The 14,885-nt window shown below is 70.4% G+C and carries 13 protein-coding genes; 8 read left to right on the top strand and 5 right to left on the bottom strand.

Features of this window, described 5'->3' with window-relative positions:
* Nucleotides 1-678: 678 nt before the first annotated feature.
* Nucleotides 679-987: a chorismate mutase gene (locus tag NGB36_RS18950; protein ID WP_255921511.1), complete on the bottom strand. Its 309-nt coding sequence runs from the start codon at nucleotides 985-987 to the stop codon at nucleotides 679-681.
* Between the two features lie 289 nt (nucleotides 988-1,276).
* On the opposite strand from NGB36_RS18950, the gene guaA reads away from it, so the two are divergent.
* The 4 genes from guaA to NGB36_RS18930 all read left to right on the top strand — a co-directional run bounded on the left by guaA (nucleotide 1,277) and on the right by NGB36_RS18930 (nucleotide 5,515).
* A complete protein-coding gene (guaA, locus tag NGB36_RS18945) occupies nucleotides 1,277-2,872 on the top strand; it encodes a glutamine-hydrolyzing GMP synthase (RefSeq protein ID WP_255921510.1) in 1,596 nt (531 codons plus the stop codon).
* Nucleotides 2,873-2,986: 114 nt separating this feature from the next.
* Entirely contained in the window at nucleotides 2,987-3,583 is a 597-nt protein-coding gene (locus NGB36_RS18940; RefSeq protein WP_255921509.1) for a Uma2 family endonuclease, read from the top strand.
* 448 nt (nucleotides 3,584-4,031) lie between these two features.
* Complete coding sequence (locus tag NGB36_RS18935) at nucleotides 4,032-4,865, top strand: class II aldolase/adducin family protein (RefSeq protein WP_255921508.1); 834 nt, start codon at nucleotides 4,032-4,034, stop codon at nucleotides 4,863-4,865.
* Nucleotides 4,866-4,975: 110 nt separating this feature from the next.
* Nucleotides 4,976-5,515: a DoxX family protein gene (locus NGB36_RS18930; protein WP_255921507.1), complete on the top strand. Its 540-nt coding sequence runs from the start codon at nucleotides 4,976-4,978 to the stop codon at nucleotides 5,513-5,515.
* A 161-nt stretch (nucleotides 5,516-5,676) separates the two neighbouring features.
* Here NGB36_RS18930 and NGB36_RS18925 read toward each other — a convergent pair whose 3' ends face one another.
* Nucleotides 5,677-7,128, bottom strand: coding sequence for a PspC domain-containing protein (locus tag NGB36_RS18925; RefSeq protein WP_255921506.1), 1,452 nt, complete (start codon nucleotides 7,126-7,128; stop codon nucleotides 5,677-5,679).
* Nucleotides 7,129-7,263: 135 nt separating this feature from the next.
* On the opposite strand from NGB36_RS18925, the gene NGB36_RS18920 reads away from it, so the two are divergent.
* Both NGB36_RS18920 and NGB36_RS18915 read left to right on the top strand, forming a co-directional pair.
* A complete protein-coding gene (locus NGB36_RS18920; RefSeq protein WP_255921505.1) occupies nucleotides 7,264-8,517 on the top strand; it encodes an ATP-binding protein in 1,254 nt (417 codons plus the stop codon).
* Complete coding sequence (locus NGB36_RS18915; RefSeq protein ID WP_255921504.1) at nucleotides 8,514-9,224, top strand: LuxR C-terminal-related transcriptional regulator; 711 nt, start codon at nucleotides 8,514-8,516, stop codon at nucleotides 9,222-9,224. The genes NGB36_RS18920 and NGB36_RS18915 overlap by 4 nt, the downstream gene beginning before the upstream one ends.
* Here NGB36_RS18915 and NGB36_RS18910 read toward each other — a convergent pair.
* Nucleotides 9,172-9,882, bottom strand: a complete 711-nt coding sequence (locus NGB36_RS18910; RefSeq protein WP_255921503.1) for a class I SAM-dependent methyltransferase — start codon at nucleotides 9,880-9,882, stop codon at nucleotides 9,172-9,174. The two genes, NGB36_RS18915 and NGB36_RS18910, sit on opposite strands and share 53 nt — an antisense overlap.
* Nucleotides 9,883-10,563: 681 nt before the next feature.
* Between NGB36_RS18910 and NGB36_RS18905 the strand changes: the two genes are divergently transcribed.
* On the top strand, nucleotides 10,564-11,259 hold the full coding sequence (locus NGB36_RS18905; RefSeq protein ID WP_255921502.1) for a LysM peptidoglycan-binding domain-containing protein: 696 nt from the start codon (nucleotides 10,564-10,566) through the stop codon (nucleotides 11,257-11,259).
* A 24-nt stretch (nucleotides 11,260-11,283) separates the two neighbouring features.
* Here NGB36_RS18905 and NGB36_RS18900 read toward each other — a convergent pair whose 3' ends face one another.
* Entirely contained in the window at nucleotides 11,284-11,784 is a 501-nt protein-coding gene (locus tag NGB36_RS18900) for a LysR substrate-binding domain-containing protein (RefSeq protein WP_255921501.1), read from the bottom strand.
* Between the two features lie 131 nt (nucleotides 11,785-11,915).
* Between NGB36_RS18900 and NGB36_RS18895 the strand changes: the two genes are divergently transcribed.
* Entirely contained in the window at nucleotides 11,916-13,574 is a 1,659-nt protein-coding gene (locus tag NGB36_RS18895) for an NAD-dependent malic enzyme (protein ID WP_255921500.1), read from the top strand.
* Between the two features lie 79 nt (nucleotides 13,575-13,653).
* Here NGB36_RS18895 and NGB36_RS18890 read toward each other — a convergent pair whose 3' ends face one another.
* On the bottom strand, nucleotides 13,654-14,709 hold the full coding sequence (locus NGB36_RS18890) for a C40 family peptidase (protein ID WP_255921553.1): 1,056 nt from the start codon (nucleotides 14,707-14,709) through the stop codon (nucleotides 13,654-13,656).
* Nucleotides 14,710-14,885 lie beyond the last annotated feature (176 nt).

The following is a 14,885-nucleotide window of genomic DNA, read 5'->3' as shown; positions in this document are numbered from 1 at the left end:
GATCGTATGGCTATGTGATCGCTGTGTGGAGAGCGTTTACCCGGGCCGGATTCACCAACGGACCTCGCCGACAGGTGCAGACCATGTCGGAATCGGACAGTTGCCCGCGGGCCGCCGATATTTAAGTGACCATCATCACAGGAGTGATCGGGTGTCCACCCCGGCGACCCGGGCACAAGAAGGGCCCCGCAGGCGCCGTGAAGGCGGCGTCGTCCGCGGGGCCCTTCGCGTCGGCACGCGGCGTCAGGGCGGCGCCGGTGCCAGGGAGCGACGGTGCCGGGGGGAGCGCCGTCGCGGGAAGTCACAGTCGACTCACCCGAATGGGGGTTGGGTGTCCGCGTCCGGTGGTGAGGGTGGGTAGGGTGCACTACATCCCGCTTCGCCGCGCAACCCTCGCAGAGCGGCCGGCCCCAGGCGTCCCTAGGACCGACCGCCATTTTTCTCGGCGTGACCGGGCTGCTGTCCCCTGCTGACCGGTCACAGCACACCGGGGCGAGGTCCCACGACGTGCGTCCAAGGCACGTCTCATCGCCCCGGTGACCCACCCAGCTGCGTCTGGGTGGTCTCCACGCGTGGTAATCAATCCTGACCGCCCCTGGCTGGGACGGACATACGGTCCAACGAAGCCTCTCGGGGCCGGTCACGGCGCCGTACGGGTGACGACCCTCGAACGGGTTATCACACGCGGCCTCGGCACAGTTCGAGCAACGTCATCGCCAGCGCCGTTCCCGGCTTGCCGAGCTGCGCGCTGTAGGCGCCGATGATCTCCATTTCGCGGGAGAGGTTCACGCGTCGCCCGCCCGAGGCGATCCGGGTCTGCTGGATGGAGTCGGAGACGGCGATGCGTTGCCGGACGAGGCCGATGATCCTGCGGTCCAGATCGTCGATGCGATCGCGCGCGCTGCTGATCGTCGCCGCGGCCTCGTCCGTCCGCGCACCGGTGTCCGCCGAGGCGGCCGTAGTGGTCGCCGTGGTGGGTGTGCTCATGATCCGTAGCTCCTGGGGTGGTGGCCCCGAACGGTCCGGACGGACGACACAGGCGCCCCGGACCGAAACCGGTCCGGGGCGCCTGTGGGTGTCTGGAGTTCGTCCGCTCAGACAGCACGACCATGGCAGCCGGACCAGCCGGTGCCATAGGTAAACGCGAAGTGCGCGCTGTGTGTGCTGCGGAACATGGGACCCATTATGCATGCGTCAGCCGACTCTGCCGACGGGACTGCATACGCACGCCGGTAGAATCGGCAGAGACCCCTCTTCTCACGCCGGAAGGCCGCCCGTGGCATCAGCGACCCCCGCCGCTCCCGCTTCCCACGTCGACACCGTTCTGGTCGTCGACTTCGGGGCTCAGTACGCCCAGCTCATCGCCCGACGCGTGCGCGAGGCCCGGGTCTACAGCGAGATCGTGCCCAGCACCATGCCCGTCGCCGAGATCCTCGCCAAGAGGCCGAAGGCGATCATCCTCTCCGGCGGACCCTCTTCCGTCTACGCCGAGGGCGCGCCGGCGCTCAGCCGTGAGATCTTCGAGGCCGGGGTGCCGGTTCTCGGTATCTGCTACGGCTTCCAGATCATGGCCCAGGCGCTCGGCGGCACCGTCGCCAACACCGGTGGCCGGGAGTACGGCCGTACGCCGCTGACCGTCACCCGCCCGGGCTCGACGCTCTTCGAGGGCACCCCCGAGGAACAGCCGGTGTGGATGTCGCACGGCGACGCCTGCTCGGCGGCGCCCGAGGGGTTCGTCGTCACCGCCGCCACCGAGGGGGCGCCGGTCGCGGCCTTCGAGTGCGACGAGAAGCAGCTCTACGGCGTCCAGTACCACCCCGAGGTGCTGCACTCCTCGTATGGGCAGCAGGTGCTCGAGCACTTCCTCTACCGTGGCGCGGGCCTGGAGCCGACGTGGACGACGCACAACGTCGTCGAGGAGCAGATCGCCGCCATCCGCGAGCAGGTCGGCGACAAGCGCGTGATCTGCGGGCTGTCCGGCGGCGTGGACTCCGCGGTCGCCGCGGCCCTCGTCCAGCGGGCCGTCGGCTCGCAGCTGACCTGCGTCTTCGTCGATCACGGACTGCTGCGCAAGGGCGAGGCGGAGCAGGTCGAGAAGGACTTCGTCGCCGCGACGGGCGTCCAGCTCAAGGTCGTCGACGCGCAGAAGCGCTTCCTCGACGCGCTCGCCGGCAAGACCGAGCCCGAGGAGAAGCGGAAGATCATCGGCCGGGAGTTCATCCGGGTCTTCGAGCAGGCCGCGAGCGAGGTCGTCGCCGACGCGGGGGCGCACGGCGAGGCCGTCGATTTCCTCGTGCAGGGCACCCTCTACCCGGACGTCGTGGAGTCCGGAGGCGGCACCGGCACGGCCAACATCAAGTCGCACCACAACGTGGGCGGGCTGCCGGAGGACCTGCAGTTCCGGCTGGTCGAGCCGTTGCGCAAGCTGTTCAAGGACGAGGTGCGCAAGGTCGGCGAGGAGCTCGGGCTGCCCTCCGAGATCGTCTGGCGCCAGCCGTTTCCGGGCCCCGGCCTCGGGATCCGCATCATCGGTGAGGTCACCCGCGACCGTCTCGACCTGCTGCGTGAGGCCGACGCCATCGCGCGCGAGGAGCTGACCGTGGCCGGCCTCGACCGCGACATCTGGCAGTGCCCGGTGGTGCTGCTCGCGGACGTCCGCTCGGTCGGCGTCCAGGGCGACGGCCGCACCTACGGCCACCCGGTCGTGCTGCGTCCCGTCTCGTCGGAGGACGCGATGACGGCGGACTGGTCGCGGCTGCCGTACGACGTGCTGGCGAAGATCTCGACGCGGATCACGAATGAGGTCCCGGAGGTCAACCGGGTCGTGCTCGACGTGACGAGCAAGCCCCCGGGCACGATCGAATGGGAGTAGCCCTCCCGAACGCGTCAACGAACACGCCGTCGCTCATTCGTTTGGGCGGCGGCGTTGTCGTTTGTGCTCGGTACGCTGTCCGTACGGTGAAGGATCCCGTCCATGGGAGGAACCATGACCGCCGAGCCGCTGACCACTGCTGCCGCTAGGTGGCCTGTGCCGCCGCCCGACGGCTACACCGTGGATGACCTGTTCACGCTGCCTGATCTCCCGTCGCACACCGAGTTGATCGACGGGAGCCTTGTCTTCGTGAGCCCGCAGCGCACCTTTCACAGCATTTCCATCGACCTGCTGGTCAACGGTTTGCGCCGGACCGTGCCGCCCGAGCTGAGGGTACGGCGCGAGATGACCGTGGTGATCGACAAACGTAACGGTCCCGAGCCGGACATCTGCGTCGTGCGTGCCGAAGCGGTGGCCGGTCAAAAGCAGACGCACTTCCAGGCCGCAGATGTGCTGCTCGCTGCCGAGGTTGTCTTGCCCGACTCGGAGTCTCGTGACCGGGACACCAAGCCGCACAAGTACGCAGCCGCGGGCATCCCCCACTTCTGGCGGGTGGAGATGACCGGAGAGGACGACCGGCCGGTGGTCTACGTCTACGAACTGGACCCGCTGACGAAGTCCTACATCTTCAGCGGCATGCACCATACCCATCTGAAGCTCAGCGCCCCCTTCACCATCGACATCGATCTGACGGAGATCGACCAGCTCTGAGGGATTCTTTGCCACGGACGTGCTGTTTCCGCGCTCGCTGCGGGCAGCAGCGCCCACACGCCCGCAAGGGGGCTGCGGCGAGGCGGTGGTGCGCTTTGCCTGCGAGGACGGGACGGCGAAGTGCCGTGACGGCGGCCGCGGTTGCCGCCGTCACGATCACGGGCTCCGTCGCGCTCGCGGCCTCCGCGCACGCGACAGCCCCCGCGCGCGGCCCGACTGCCTGGTGTCCAAGTGCGCGGCACTCACCTTCGACGACGGCCCCTCCGCGCGGAACGCCGATTCCGCGGGACTGGAAGCACCACAACACGGCGCTTCCTGGTTACCGTCCCGCAGCTGTTCGCGCAGACCGGAGGGCTCCAGCCGGGCACGGCGTACTTCCACGGGCCGTGAGGGAAGAACCCCGGTAAGGGCCTGGCCTTCGCCGGTACTCACCGGTAGCTTCCGATGCATGGACGACAGTGACATCAGCCGCTCGCGCAGCGGGGCGACGGCCCCCCTGACCCCGCCACAGCCGATACCCACCGACCAACTCCACTTCGCCATGCCGCCGTCGTTCGACAACGTCGCGGCCGAGCGACAGCACCGCAAGGAACGCCTTGCCGCCGCGCTCCGCCTCTTCGGCCGGTTCGGGTTCGAGGAGGGCGTCGCGGGCCACATCACCGCGCGCGACCCGGAGTTCACCGACCACTTCTGGGTCAACCCCTTCGGGATGTCCTTCAAGCACATCACCGTCAGCGACCTGATCCTCGTCAACCACGCGGGGCAGGTCGTCGAGGGCCGCTACCACGTCAACCAGGCCGCGTTCGCGATCCATTCGCAGGTCCACAGGGCGCGCCCCGACGTGATCGCCGCCGCGCACAGCCACTCCACGTACGGACGCACCCTGTCCGCCCTCGGTGAGCTGCTCGAACCGATCACCCAGGACGTGTGCGCCTTCTACGAGGACCACTCGCTCTTCGACGACTACACGGGCGTGGTGGTGGACGAGGAGGAAGGCCGCCGGATCGCCGAGGCGCTCGGCCCGCACAAGGCCGTCATCCTGCGCAACCACGGCCTACTGACGGTCGGCGACTCCGTGGACGCGGCGGCGTGGTGGTTCATCACCATGGAGCGTTCGTGCCAGGTGCAGCTGACGGCGAAAGCCGCGGGGAAGCCCGTCCCGATCACCCACGAGAACGCGCTCCACACCCGCGACCAGCTGGGCAACGACCTCGTGGCATGGATCAACTATCAGCCGCTGTACGAGCAGATCACGCGCAGCGAGCCCGACCTGTTCAACTGAACGCGTCCGAAGGCGTCTCGGCGACGCTTCTGATGCTTCTGCAGGGCCGTACGACAGGCATACGATCGCACGGGAACGAAGGGGGGCGGCGACGAGCGAAGGAGATCGCGATGTCTGGAACCGGTGTGATGCCCGGAGCTCGGGTGGGCGTGCGCGAGAGCGCCGCCCGCTATGCCCTCCTGCCGTTGCGCATCTTCCTCGGAGTGACGTTCGTCTACGCCGGACTCGACAAGCTCACCACGTCGTCGTTTTTCCACGGCAACGGCCCGGACTCGATCACCGCCTCGCTCCACGCGGTGCAGAGCAGCGCCGCGATACCCGCCATGGTCACCCTGGCGCTGAAGGACCCGAGCGCCGTCGGCTACGCCATCGCCTTTGGTGAGCTCGCGGTGGGGCTCGGCACGCTCGTGGGCCTGCTCACGCGGATCGCGGCGTTCGGTGGTGCACTGATCTCGTTGAGTCTGTGGCTGACGGTCAGCTGGGCGACGCACCCGTACTACTACGGCAACGACCTGGCCTACCTGATGGCCTGGCTGCCGCTGGTGATCGGCGGTGCGCCGCAGCTGTCGATCGACCGGCTCATCTCCCGGCGCCGGGGTCGCCGTCGGCCGGCGCAGCACGCCTCCTACGGCGCTCTGCCGATCGGCTGATCACCCCGGCAACGCCCGCGAGTGCGAGCCCGCCGCCGACGACCGGCGGCAGGAGGACCAGCGGGGCATGCCAGGCGCCCGCCGCGTCCAGGCCGAAGCCTGCCGCGACGGCGAGGAAGACCAGCCCCGCGATGAGCGCCGACGGCCGGAACACGCGCAGCTCACGGGTTGTGCTGAGCTGCCGAGGTCCTCGGGGCTGCCGGGCCTGCCGGGGCTGCGGGGACTGCCGGGAGCGGGCCACGTTCCACCTCCACCTGTCCGATGCCGAGCTTGAGGTCGAGGGTGATGGTGCCGGCGGACTTCGTGCCGGCCGGCGGGTAGAGCGTCACCGAGCGCCGGATGCCCGGCTTCACCGTGATGTCGTGCGGCCCGAGTTCGGGGAAGTCGAGGTCGCCGACGCCGACCTTGGCATTCACCTGCACGGTGGCGTTCTGCGGCGCGAGCACCAGCAGACGGCCGGCGCCCATCTCCACGGAGCTCGTCACGGTGGAGCCCTTGAGGTCGAGGCCGCTGAGGTCCAGCCGGCCGTCGCCCGGCCGGAGTTTGTACTGCGGCAGCACCTGTGAGGCGGTGGCCGGCCGGACGATGGTCGGGCGCCAGTCGGTGCCGATCGAGGTCGGAAGCGCTGCCGCGCCCGCGAGCAGCATCGTGGTCAGCAGCGCGAGGACGACGGTGCCGCCGCTGCGGCGTCCCATGAACGCGCTGATGATCAGCCCGAGCCCGAACACGCCGAGCGCGGCGACGAGACCGGTCTGCAGCGTCGTGCCGAGCGGGTGGTGGTGCCAGGAGACGGCGACGGCGACCGCCGCGGCGGCGAGCGCGAACAGGAAGGTGACCACCCCGAAGGACGACCGCTCGCGCGGCACGGGAGGCGCGTACGGGGGGCGGGTACGGTCACGGCCACGGTCCCGATCACGGGCGCGGGGTGGCCGCCCTTGCCGGCCGTCGTACGGCGCATCGGCCGGCCACGTCGTGGCGTCGCCCGATGCGTCGCCCGCGACCTCCTCGGGGCCCCAGAGGTAGCCGGTGCCGGTGCCGGGCCCGGTGCGGCCGGGGGTGCTTCGCCACCACGACGCCGTGGTCGCATCCGCCGGGGGCGGCTGTGCGGCCGGCGGGGCGTCGGACGTCGTGGCGGAGGCGTTCGCGTAGGACGCCTCGCGGTCCGCATGGCCGGCACGGACCTGGCGACGGCGTTGCTGCGACCAGTAGACGGCCGCCGCGGTCGCCCCCACCAGGCAGGCCGAGAACACCTCGTTGCTGCTGTTGTCGATCGTCGACAGGAAGAGGCCCGAGCCGACGAGCGCGCACAGCACCGCGGTCAGACCGGGCCCGTCGACCCGTCCCGACAGCAACCTGCGCAGCTCGGTCTCCTCCTCGCCGTCCATCGGGATCAGCAGCCATCCGATCCCGTAGGCGATCAGGCCGACGCCACCGGTCAGCGCGAGTACCGCGAGGACGACGCGGAAGATCACCGGATCGAGGTCGAGGTACTGGCCCAGGCCCCCGCACACGCCGCCGACCACCTTCTGCCGGGGACTGCGCGTCAGCCCCGGCCGCGCGTCCCCGGGCGCCCCGTCCTCGGCCGTCCCGTCGCCCGTCATGCCCTCCGTCATGTCTCCCATGGTGACGGGCGGCGCGGGCCGCCGATACCGTGTCCACCCTGGCGTGACCCTGAGCCTGCCCTGTCAGGGACTCCTCGGGGCCGACCCTGATGCAGGTCGAGCCCCGGGCATGTGACGATCGGAGCCATGCCCACGCTCGACTTCGACGACGCGCCGCCGCGGCGCCGGCTCTACCGCAGCTCCGAGGGGCGGATGTGCGGCGGCGTCGCGCGCGGCCTCGCCGGGCATCTCGGGCTGCCGGTGTCGTGGGTGCGGATCGTGTTCGTCGGCCTCGCCACCATCCAGGGGCTCGGCATCCTGCTCTACGCGATCTTCTGGTTCGTCGTCCCGCTCGGCGTCGGCGGGGTCACGGCGACCGAGGCCGCCCGCGGCCGCCGACTGCGCAGGCCCGACCGGGGCCAGGTCATCGCCCTGATCGCGATGGTCGCCGCCGCCGGAGCGCTCGTCAGGAATCTCACCGCCGGTGGAGCGGCGAACGCCTACATCTGGCCCACGCTGCTGATCGGCGCCGGTGTCGCGCTGGTGTGGCGGCAGGCCGACAACGCGCGGCGCGCCCGCTGGGTCGAGATGAGCCGCAGCAAACGGTTCCTGCCCATCGCACGCGGTGCGGCGGGCGTGATCCTGGTGTGCGCCGGCGTCACCGGCATCCTTCTCCTGCGCGGCTCCACGAAGGAGCTGGGCTCGATGCTGCAGGCGTCGCTCGCCGTACTCGTCGGCATCGCGCTCCTCGCCGGCCCGTACCTCGTCCGCATGACGCAGGATCTGTCGGCGGAGCGGATGATGCGGATCCGGGCGCAGGAGCGCGCCGAAGTCGCCGCCCACGTGCACGATTCCGTACTGCACACCCTCACCCTGATCCAGCGCAACGCCGACGACCCGCGCGAGGTCGCACGCCTGGCGCGCGCGCAGGAGCGCGAGCTGCGCGCGTGGCTCTACCGGCCCGAGGGAAACGGCCGGGAGGACGAGCCGAACACGCTCGCCGAGGCGGTACGCAGAACGGCCGCCGAGGTCGAGGACGCGCACGGCGTCCCGGTGGAGGTGGTGTGCGTCGGCGACTGCCCGCTCGACGCACACCCTCTCTACGCGATGATGCAGGCCGCGCGTGAGGCGATGGTGAACGCGGCCAAGTACGGTGGCAGCGCAGCCGGGACCGCCGCAGAAGCGGTCCAGGTGTACGCGGAGGTGGAGGAGGCCAAGGTCTTCGTCTCGGTGCGCGACCGGGGGCCCGGCTTCGACCTCGACCAGGTGCCGGACGACCGCATGGGCGTACGGGAATCGATCATCGGCCGCATGCAGCGCAACGGCGGCAAGGCGTCCCTGCGCGCCGCGCCGGGCGGGGGCACCGAAGTGGAGCTGGAGATGGAGAGGGCGACGGCATGACCGAGCACGAGCACACGGATCAGGCTCAGGCTGAACAGCAGACTCGGCGTCAGGTGCGGGTGGTGCTCGTCGACGACCACCGGATGTTCCGCACCGGAGTACAGGCCGAGATCGGCGACACGGGGACGAGCGGCGTCGACGTGGTCGGGGAGGCCGCCGACGTCGACCAGGCGGTCACCGTCGTCACCGCCACCCGCCCCGACGTCGTCCTCCTCGACGTCCACCTCCCGGGCGGCGGGGGCGTCGAGGTGCTGCGCCGCTGCGCCTCGCTCACCGGCGACGCCGAACACCCGGTCCGTTTCCTGGCGCTGTCGGTCTCGGACGCGGCGGAGGACGTGATCGGCGTGATCCGCGGGGGCGCCCGCGGCTACGTCACCAAGACGATCACCGGCCCGGACCTCGTCACCTCCATCTTCCGCGTGGCCGACGGCGACGCGGTCTTCTCCCCGCGCCTCGCGGGCTTCGTCCTCGACGCCTTCGCCTCGACCGACGCCCCGCCCGTCGACGAGGACCTCGACCGCCTGACGCAGCGCGAACGCGAGGTGCTGCGGCTCATTGCGCGCGGCTACGCCTACAAGGAGATCGCCAAGCAGCTGTTCATCTCCGTGAAGACGGTCGAGAGCCATGTCTCGGCGGTGCTGCGGAAGCTGCAGCTCAGCAACCGGCACGAGCTGACACGGTGGGCGACGGCACGGCGTCTGGTGTGAACTTGCGCGCCCTGAGACCGAGAACGGTGGGGGTAGGTCCGCCGCCCTCGGCGAACCGTTCCGGCGTCAGCCCCGCATCGAGGAACGCGTGCATCAGCTCCGGCAGCGGCCAGTGCGCGGCACCGACCTTGGCGCGAAGCCCGTGGTCCGTCCAGGACTCCTTCGTCCAGTGGCCGTCGAGGTAGCCGGGCCGGACGACGACGGCGTCGGGATCGCCGCGGTCGGCGAACCCGCCGCAGAAGCAGGGATGCACGCCGACGTGCACGAACACCCCGCCGGTCCGCAGGACGCGCGCCGCCTCCCACACGACGGCCGGGTACCCCGGCATGTCGGTGTGTGCCACTACCGCGACCGTGGCGGGCACGGACGCGTCCCGCAGGGGCAGCCGCTCGGCGTCCGCCTGTGCGACGGGCAGCCGTCCGCGGGCGTACCGCAGCATCCCGTCGGACAGATCCACCCCGACGGGATCCCAGCCCAACGCGCGCAGCCGGCTCGCGTGAATCCCTGTCCCGCACCCGATCTCGAGGCAACTGCCCGCGCCCTCACCGAGCAGCTGCCGCAGCACGCGGTGGACCCCGATCGGGTCGTCCTCCTGGCTGCGGAGGAACTCCTGCTCGTACCAGTGGGCGATCTCGTTGTACGGCGCCGTGGACACCATGGAACCCTCCTTCACTCCCTTTGAGCCTTGTGTGCTTGAGCCTTGTGTGCTTGATCCTGGTGTGCGCGGCCCTGTTCGGTAAGTGCGGTGAGCGCCGCGAGATGCCGTTCGAACGCGCGGCGGCCCTGTCGGAGCACGCGACAACTCCGGTGCGTCGGCCGCGTTCACCGTGCCTGCGGCCTGTCGACGTGTGTGTGCGCGTAGAGCGGCTTAGTGGTGCCGCTCGCAGGGATCACGTTGGAGGCGGAGAAGATCAAGGAGCACATCCGCTGAGCATGGCACCCGTATGTCCGGTTTAGGGCAGTAAATGCCTTTGAGTCTTGTAACTCCTTTCTGTGTCATTAGGTGGGTAATCACCGCCAATGTGAGAAGTCGGCGGAGGCTGGCCCTCGTCTTGGCATGTCCTATTTATGTCGCTCTGCGGTGTGGTGTGCGACATAGGGCGTAAATCACTTACGAAGCGCTCTAGTGGGCTTATGTGTCCTTGACACCCTCAGTTCAGGACCAAAGTCCCACATCGCCCGGCTCGCCACTAGGCGGCTTAGTAAATCGGCAATTGTCGACGTATTTCCCAGCGGCTAAGAATGTCCACGCCGCAGCGCACCGCTATCCGAAATGCGGATCTTTTGCCGATAGGACACGGCAACTGCGGCCAACCAAATCCCGGAAGAGGTCCGCTCCATGCCTATTGCTGCCTTCAACCGCCTGACCCGTACGCGTCTGGTCTCCACCGGCTGCGCCGTCGCCATCGGTACGTTCGCACTGACCGGCGTGGTTTCGACGGGGACGGCCGAGGCCGCGAGCCCCAGCACCTACACCGTCCAGTCCGGTGACAACCTGACGTCCATCGCCAACGCCGAGCACGTGGCCGGCGGCTGGCAGGCTCTCGCCAGCGCGAACAACCTCACCAGCCCGTACATCATCCAGCCGGGCCAGGTGCTGAACCTGCCCTCCGGTTCGCCGTCCGGATCGACCGCGACCGCGACCGCCACCCCCGCCGTGGCCAAGACCTCCTCGTCCACGGCCACCGCTCAGACGGCCAGCTCCACGACGTACCCGAACAACCTGGACGGCTGGATCCGCCAGTCGCTGGCGATCATGGCCCAGAACGGCATACCGGGCAGCTACAACGGCATCTACCGCAACATCATGCGTGAGTCGTCCGGCAACCCGAACGCCGTGAACAACTGGGACTCCAACGCCGCCGCCGGCACGCCCTCCGAGGGTCTGCTGCAGGTCATCCAGCCGACGTTCAACGCCTACCACGTGCCCGGCACGTCCTGGAACCTGGTCGACCCGGTCGCCAACATCACGGCCGCGTGCAACTACGCGTACCACGTCTACGGTTCGATCGACAACGTCAACGGCCCGTACTAAGAGCGTGCCCCGACCCGCCCATGCCTACGGGGCACGGGGCGGCCGGGTGCGCAGGACGTGGTCGCGGAAGGCGCGCGCGGCCGGGGGCAGGAGGCGGTCGGCGAGCCAGGCCAGGCCGATTTCGCGAGTGCAGACCGGGGCGACGACAGAGATCAGGTGCGCGCGCTCGCCGCGGCGCGGCTCCTCGGTGTGATGGGCTGGGAGCAGGGAGACCCCCAGTCCCGCACCGATCAGGCCGCGCAGCGTGGCGACCTCGTCGCCCTCGAACGCGATGCGCGGCGTGAAGCCGGCCGTGCGGCAGGCCTCCTCGACGATGGTGCGCAGGCCCATGCCGGAGCGCAGCACGACGAAGGGCTCGTCGGCGAGCTCCGCCAGCTGGACGCGCTTGCGGCCGGCGAGGCGGTGGTCCGGTGGCACGGCGAGGCCGAGCGGCTCGGTGAGCAGGCGTCGCCAGCGCAGTGCGCGGGCGCGCGGTTCGCGCGGTTGCGGGGCGGTGAGCGCCAGGTCGACGGTGCCCGCACGCAACGTGTCGCTTCGTCACCGGTATTGGACGCATGGAACGGGATTGGCGGAGGATCGAGAGGAGACGGCACTGCCTGACTGCCTGACCGTCCGTATGCCCGACTGCCTGACGCAACGAACCATGGGACCACGTGATGACCTACCGGCCCGAAACCACCGGCGCCCGAGGCGCCGCGCTCCTCGCCGACCCGCTGCTCAACAAGGGCACGGCCTTCAACCGTCAGGAACGCGACGAACTCGGCCTCGACGGGCTGCTGCCGCCAGCCGTCGAGACCCTCGACGAGCAGGCCGACCGCGCCTACGCCGCCTTCCTCAACTACGACAAGCCGCTCAACCGGCACATCTACCTGCGCCAGCTCCAGGACACCAACGAGGTGCTCTTCTACCGCCTGATCACCGAGCATCTGGAGGAGATGCTTCCCATCGTCTACACGCCGACCGTCGGGGAGGCCTGCCGCCGTTTCAGTGCGATCTACCGCAGGCCGCGTGGGCTCTTCCTCTCCTGGGAGGACCGTCACCGGTTCCGGGAGATCCTGCGCAACCGTCCGCACCCGGAGGTGGACGTGATCGTCGTCACCGACGGCCAGCGCATCCTCGGCCTCGGTGACCAGGGCGTCGGAGGCATGGGCATCCCCATCGGCAAGCTCAGCCTCTACACGGCGATCGGCGGCATCCACCCCGCCCGCACCCTCCCCATCCTGCTCGACGTCGGCACCGACAACGAGGAGCTGCTCGCAAACCCGCACTACCTCGGCAGGCGGGAGCACCGGCTGACCGGCGCCGACTACGACGAGTTGGTCGAGGCGTTCGTCTCGGCGGTCGAGGCGGAGCTACCGGGCACGTTGCTGCAGTGGGAGGACTTCGCGACCGTCCACGCCCGACCGATCCTCACCCGTTACCGGGACCGGCTGCTCACCTTCAACGACGACATCCAGGGCACCGCGGCCGTCGCGCTCGGCGCGCTCACCACCGCGGTCTCGGTCGCGGGCACCGCGCTCACCGACCAGCGGTTCGTGGTGGTCGGGGCGGGCTCCGCGGCCGTCGGCGTCGCCGACATGATCCGTACGGCGCTCGTCGACGAGGGGCTTTCGGAGGCGGACGCCGCATCCCGCTTCTGGTTCGTCGACGTGAACGGGCTGCTGGTGCGCTCGCGTACCGATCTGACGGACGAACAGCGGGTGTACGCGCGCGACGACGGTGAGGCCGCCGGCTGGAACGGCACGGGACTCGCCGAGGTCGTGCGGCAGGTCGCGCCGACGGCACTGATCGGGCTCTCCACGGCGCATGGCGCGTTCACCGAGGAGATCGTGCGGCAGATGGCCTCGTCATCCGAACGGCCCATCATCTTCCCGCTGTCGAACCCCACGTCGCACGCCGAGGCCGAGCCCGCGGACCTGGCGCGGTGGACGGACGGCAAGGCGCTGATCGCCACCGGTTCGCCGTTCCCGCCGGTGGAGGTGGACGGGCGCGAGGTGCCGGTGGCGCAGGCGAACAACGTGTACGTCTTCCCGGCCATCGGCCTTGCGGTGACGGCGGCCAGGGCCAGCCGGGTCACCGACCGGATGCTGGTGGCCGCGGCCCGCGCCGTCGGCGAGTGCGCGACGCGCGCGGCCGGCGCCGACGGCCTCGTGCCGCTGCTGCCGCCGCTGACGGGGATGCGGGAGGCGGCCCGGGAGATCGCGGCGGCGGCGGCGCTTGCGGCGGTCGAGGACGGGGTCGCGCCGAAGGCGTCCGAGTCGGAGCTGCGCGCGGCGGTCGAGGCGGCGCAGTGGGTTCCCGCCTACGCGGACTGACGGGCTGCGGGCATGATCCTTGCAGGCGCGGGCAACGCGGTGGTGTCCTCATCCTGAGCCCGGCCCGAAGAGCCGCAGGTCATGCGGGCCGCGTCGCGCCCGCGAAGGGCATTTCGGACAGGGGCGCGATGCGGATGGGGGCGCCGGGGTGTGGGGCGTGGATGATTTCGCCGTCGCCGATGTAGATGCCGACGTGGCTGACGCCCGCATAGAAGAAGACCAGGTCGCCCGGCTCCAGCTGCGATTCGGGAACGCGCGTGCCGGCGTTGATCTGGCTGTACGTGGTGCGGGGGAGGGAGACGCCGGCGGCGGCCCAGGCGGCCTGGGCGAGGCCGGAGCAGTCGTAGGCGCCGGGGCCGGTCGCGCCCCATACGTACGGCTTGCCGAGCTGGGCGAAGGCGAAGGCGACCGCTTGGGCGGCGCGGGCGTCCGGAGCGTGGACGTCGGCGACGGTGAGGGGGTGGGCGACGCTGCCGGCGGAGGCGACGGCAGCCGCCTGTCCGGGGGAGAGCTCGTCGAGGAGGTGACGGGCGCCGGCGAGCCTGCTGTCGACCGCGTTCTTGTCGGCGGCCAGGGCACGTTGGTCGGCGGAGAGCGCGGCCAGATCGGCCGCGGCCTCCTCCCGCAACTGCTGGGTGGCGCGCTGCTGTTCGGCGAGGGCGGTGAGTTCGCCGGCCTCGGTGGCGTCGGCGCGGCTGAGCAGGCCGGCCCGCTCCAGGTACTGGGCGGGATCGGAGGAGAGGATGAGCTGCATCGCCGGGTCGATGCCGTCGGAGCGGTACTGGGCGTCGGCGAGCGTGCCGAGCCGGTCGCGGCTGTGGTTCAACGCCTCGGTGCGGCGGGCGAGTTCGTCCTGGAGCGCGGCGAGCTCGATGCGGGCGTGTGCGGCGTCGGCGGTGACGCCGTCGTACTGCTGCGTGGCCTGTTCCGCCTGGCGGTAGAGGTCGGCGACCTCGCTTCTGACCTGCTCGGGGGTGGGGCGGGCCGCGGCGTGGCCGGATTCGGCGAAGACGGTGGCCGTCGCCGTGCCCGCCATCGCGAGGGTGGCGGCGGTACGGAAGTGGGGCCGCGGTTCCTTGGGTTTTCGGTGCTTGCCTTGTTCCCGCTGTTCTCGCGGTTCTCGCGGTTTTCGCATGGGTGCCACGGGGCGACTGCTCCCTCCCGGGGCCGCGGAGGCGGCTTTGGTGAGGGACGGTAGACCCGCGCGTCACCGCGGCGCGGGGCATCGAGCGGGATTGCCCGTAAGCGATCGTCCAGTGACCGTACGTGATCGTTGCGTATGCGTGCATAGGCGGTGAAGGCCCACCCGAG

This window comes from Streptomyces humicola (assembly GCF_024436035.1).
Taxonomy (GTDB): Bacteria; Actinomycetota; Actinomycetes; order Streptomycetales; family Streptomycetaceae; genus Streptantibioticus_B; species Streptantibioticus_B humicola.
Note: the sequence above shows the minus strand (reverse complement) of the source record. Positions and strands in the feature narration are given on the sequence as shown.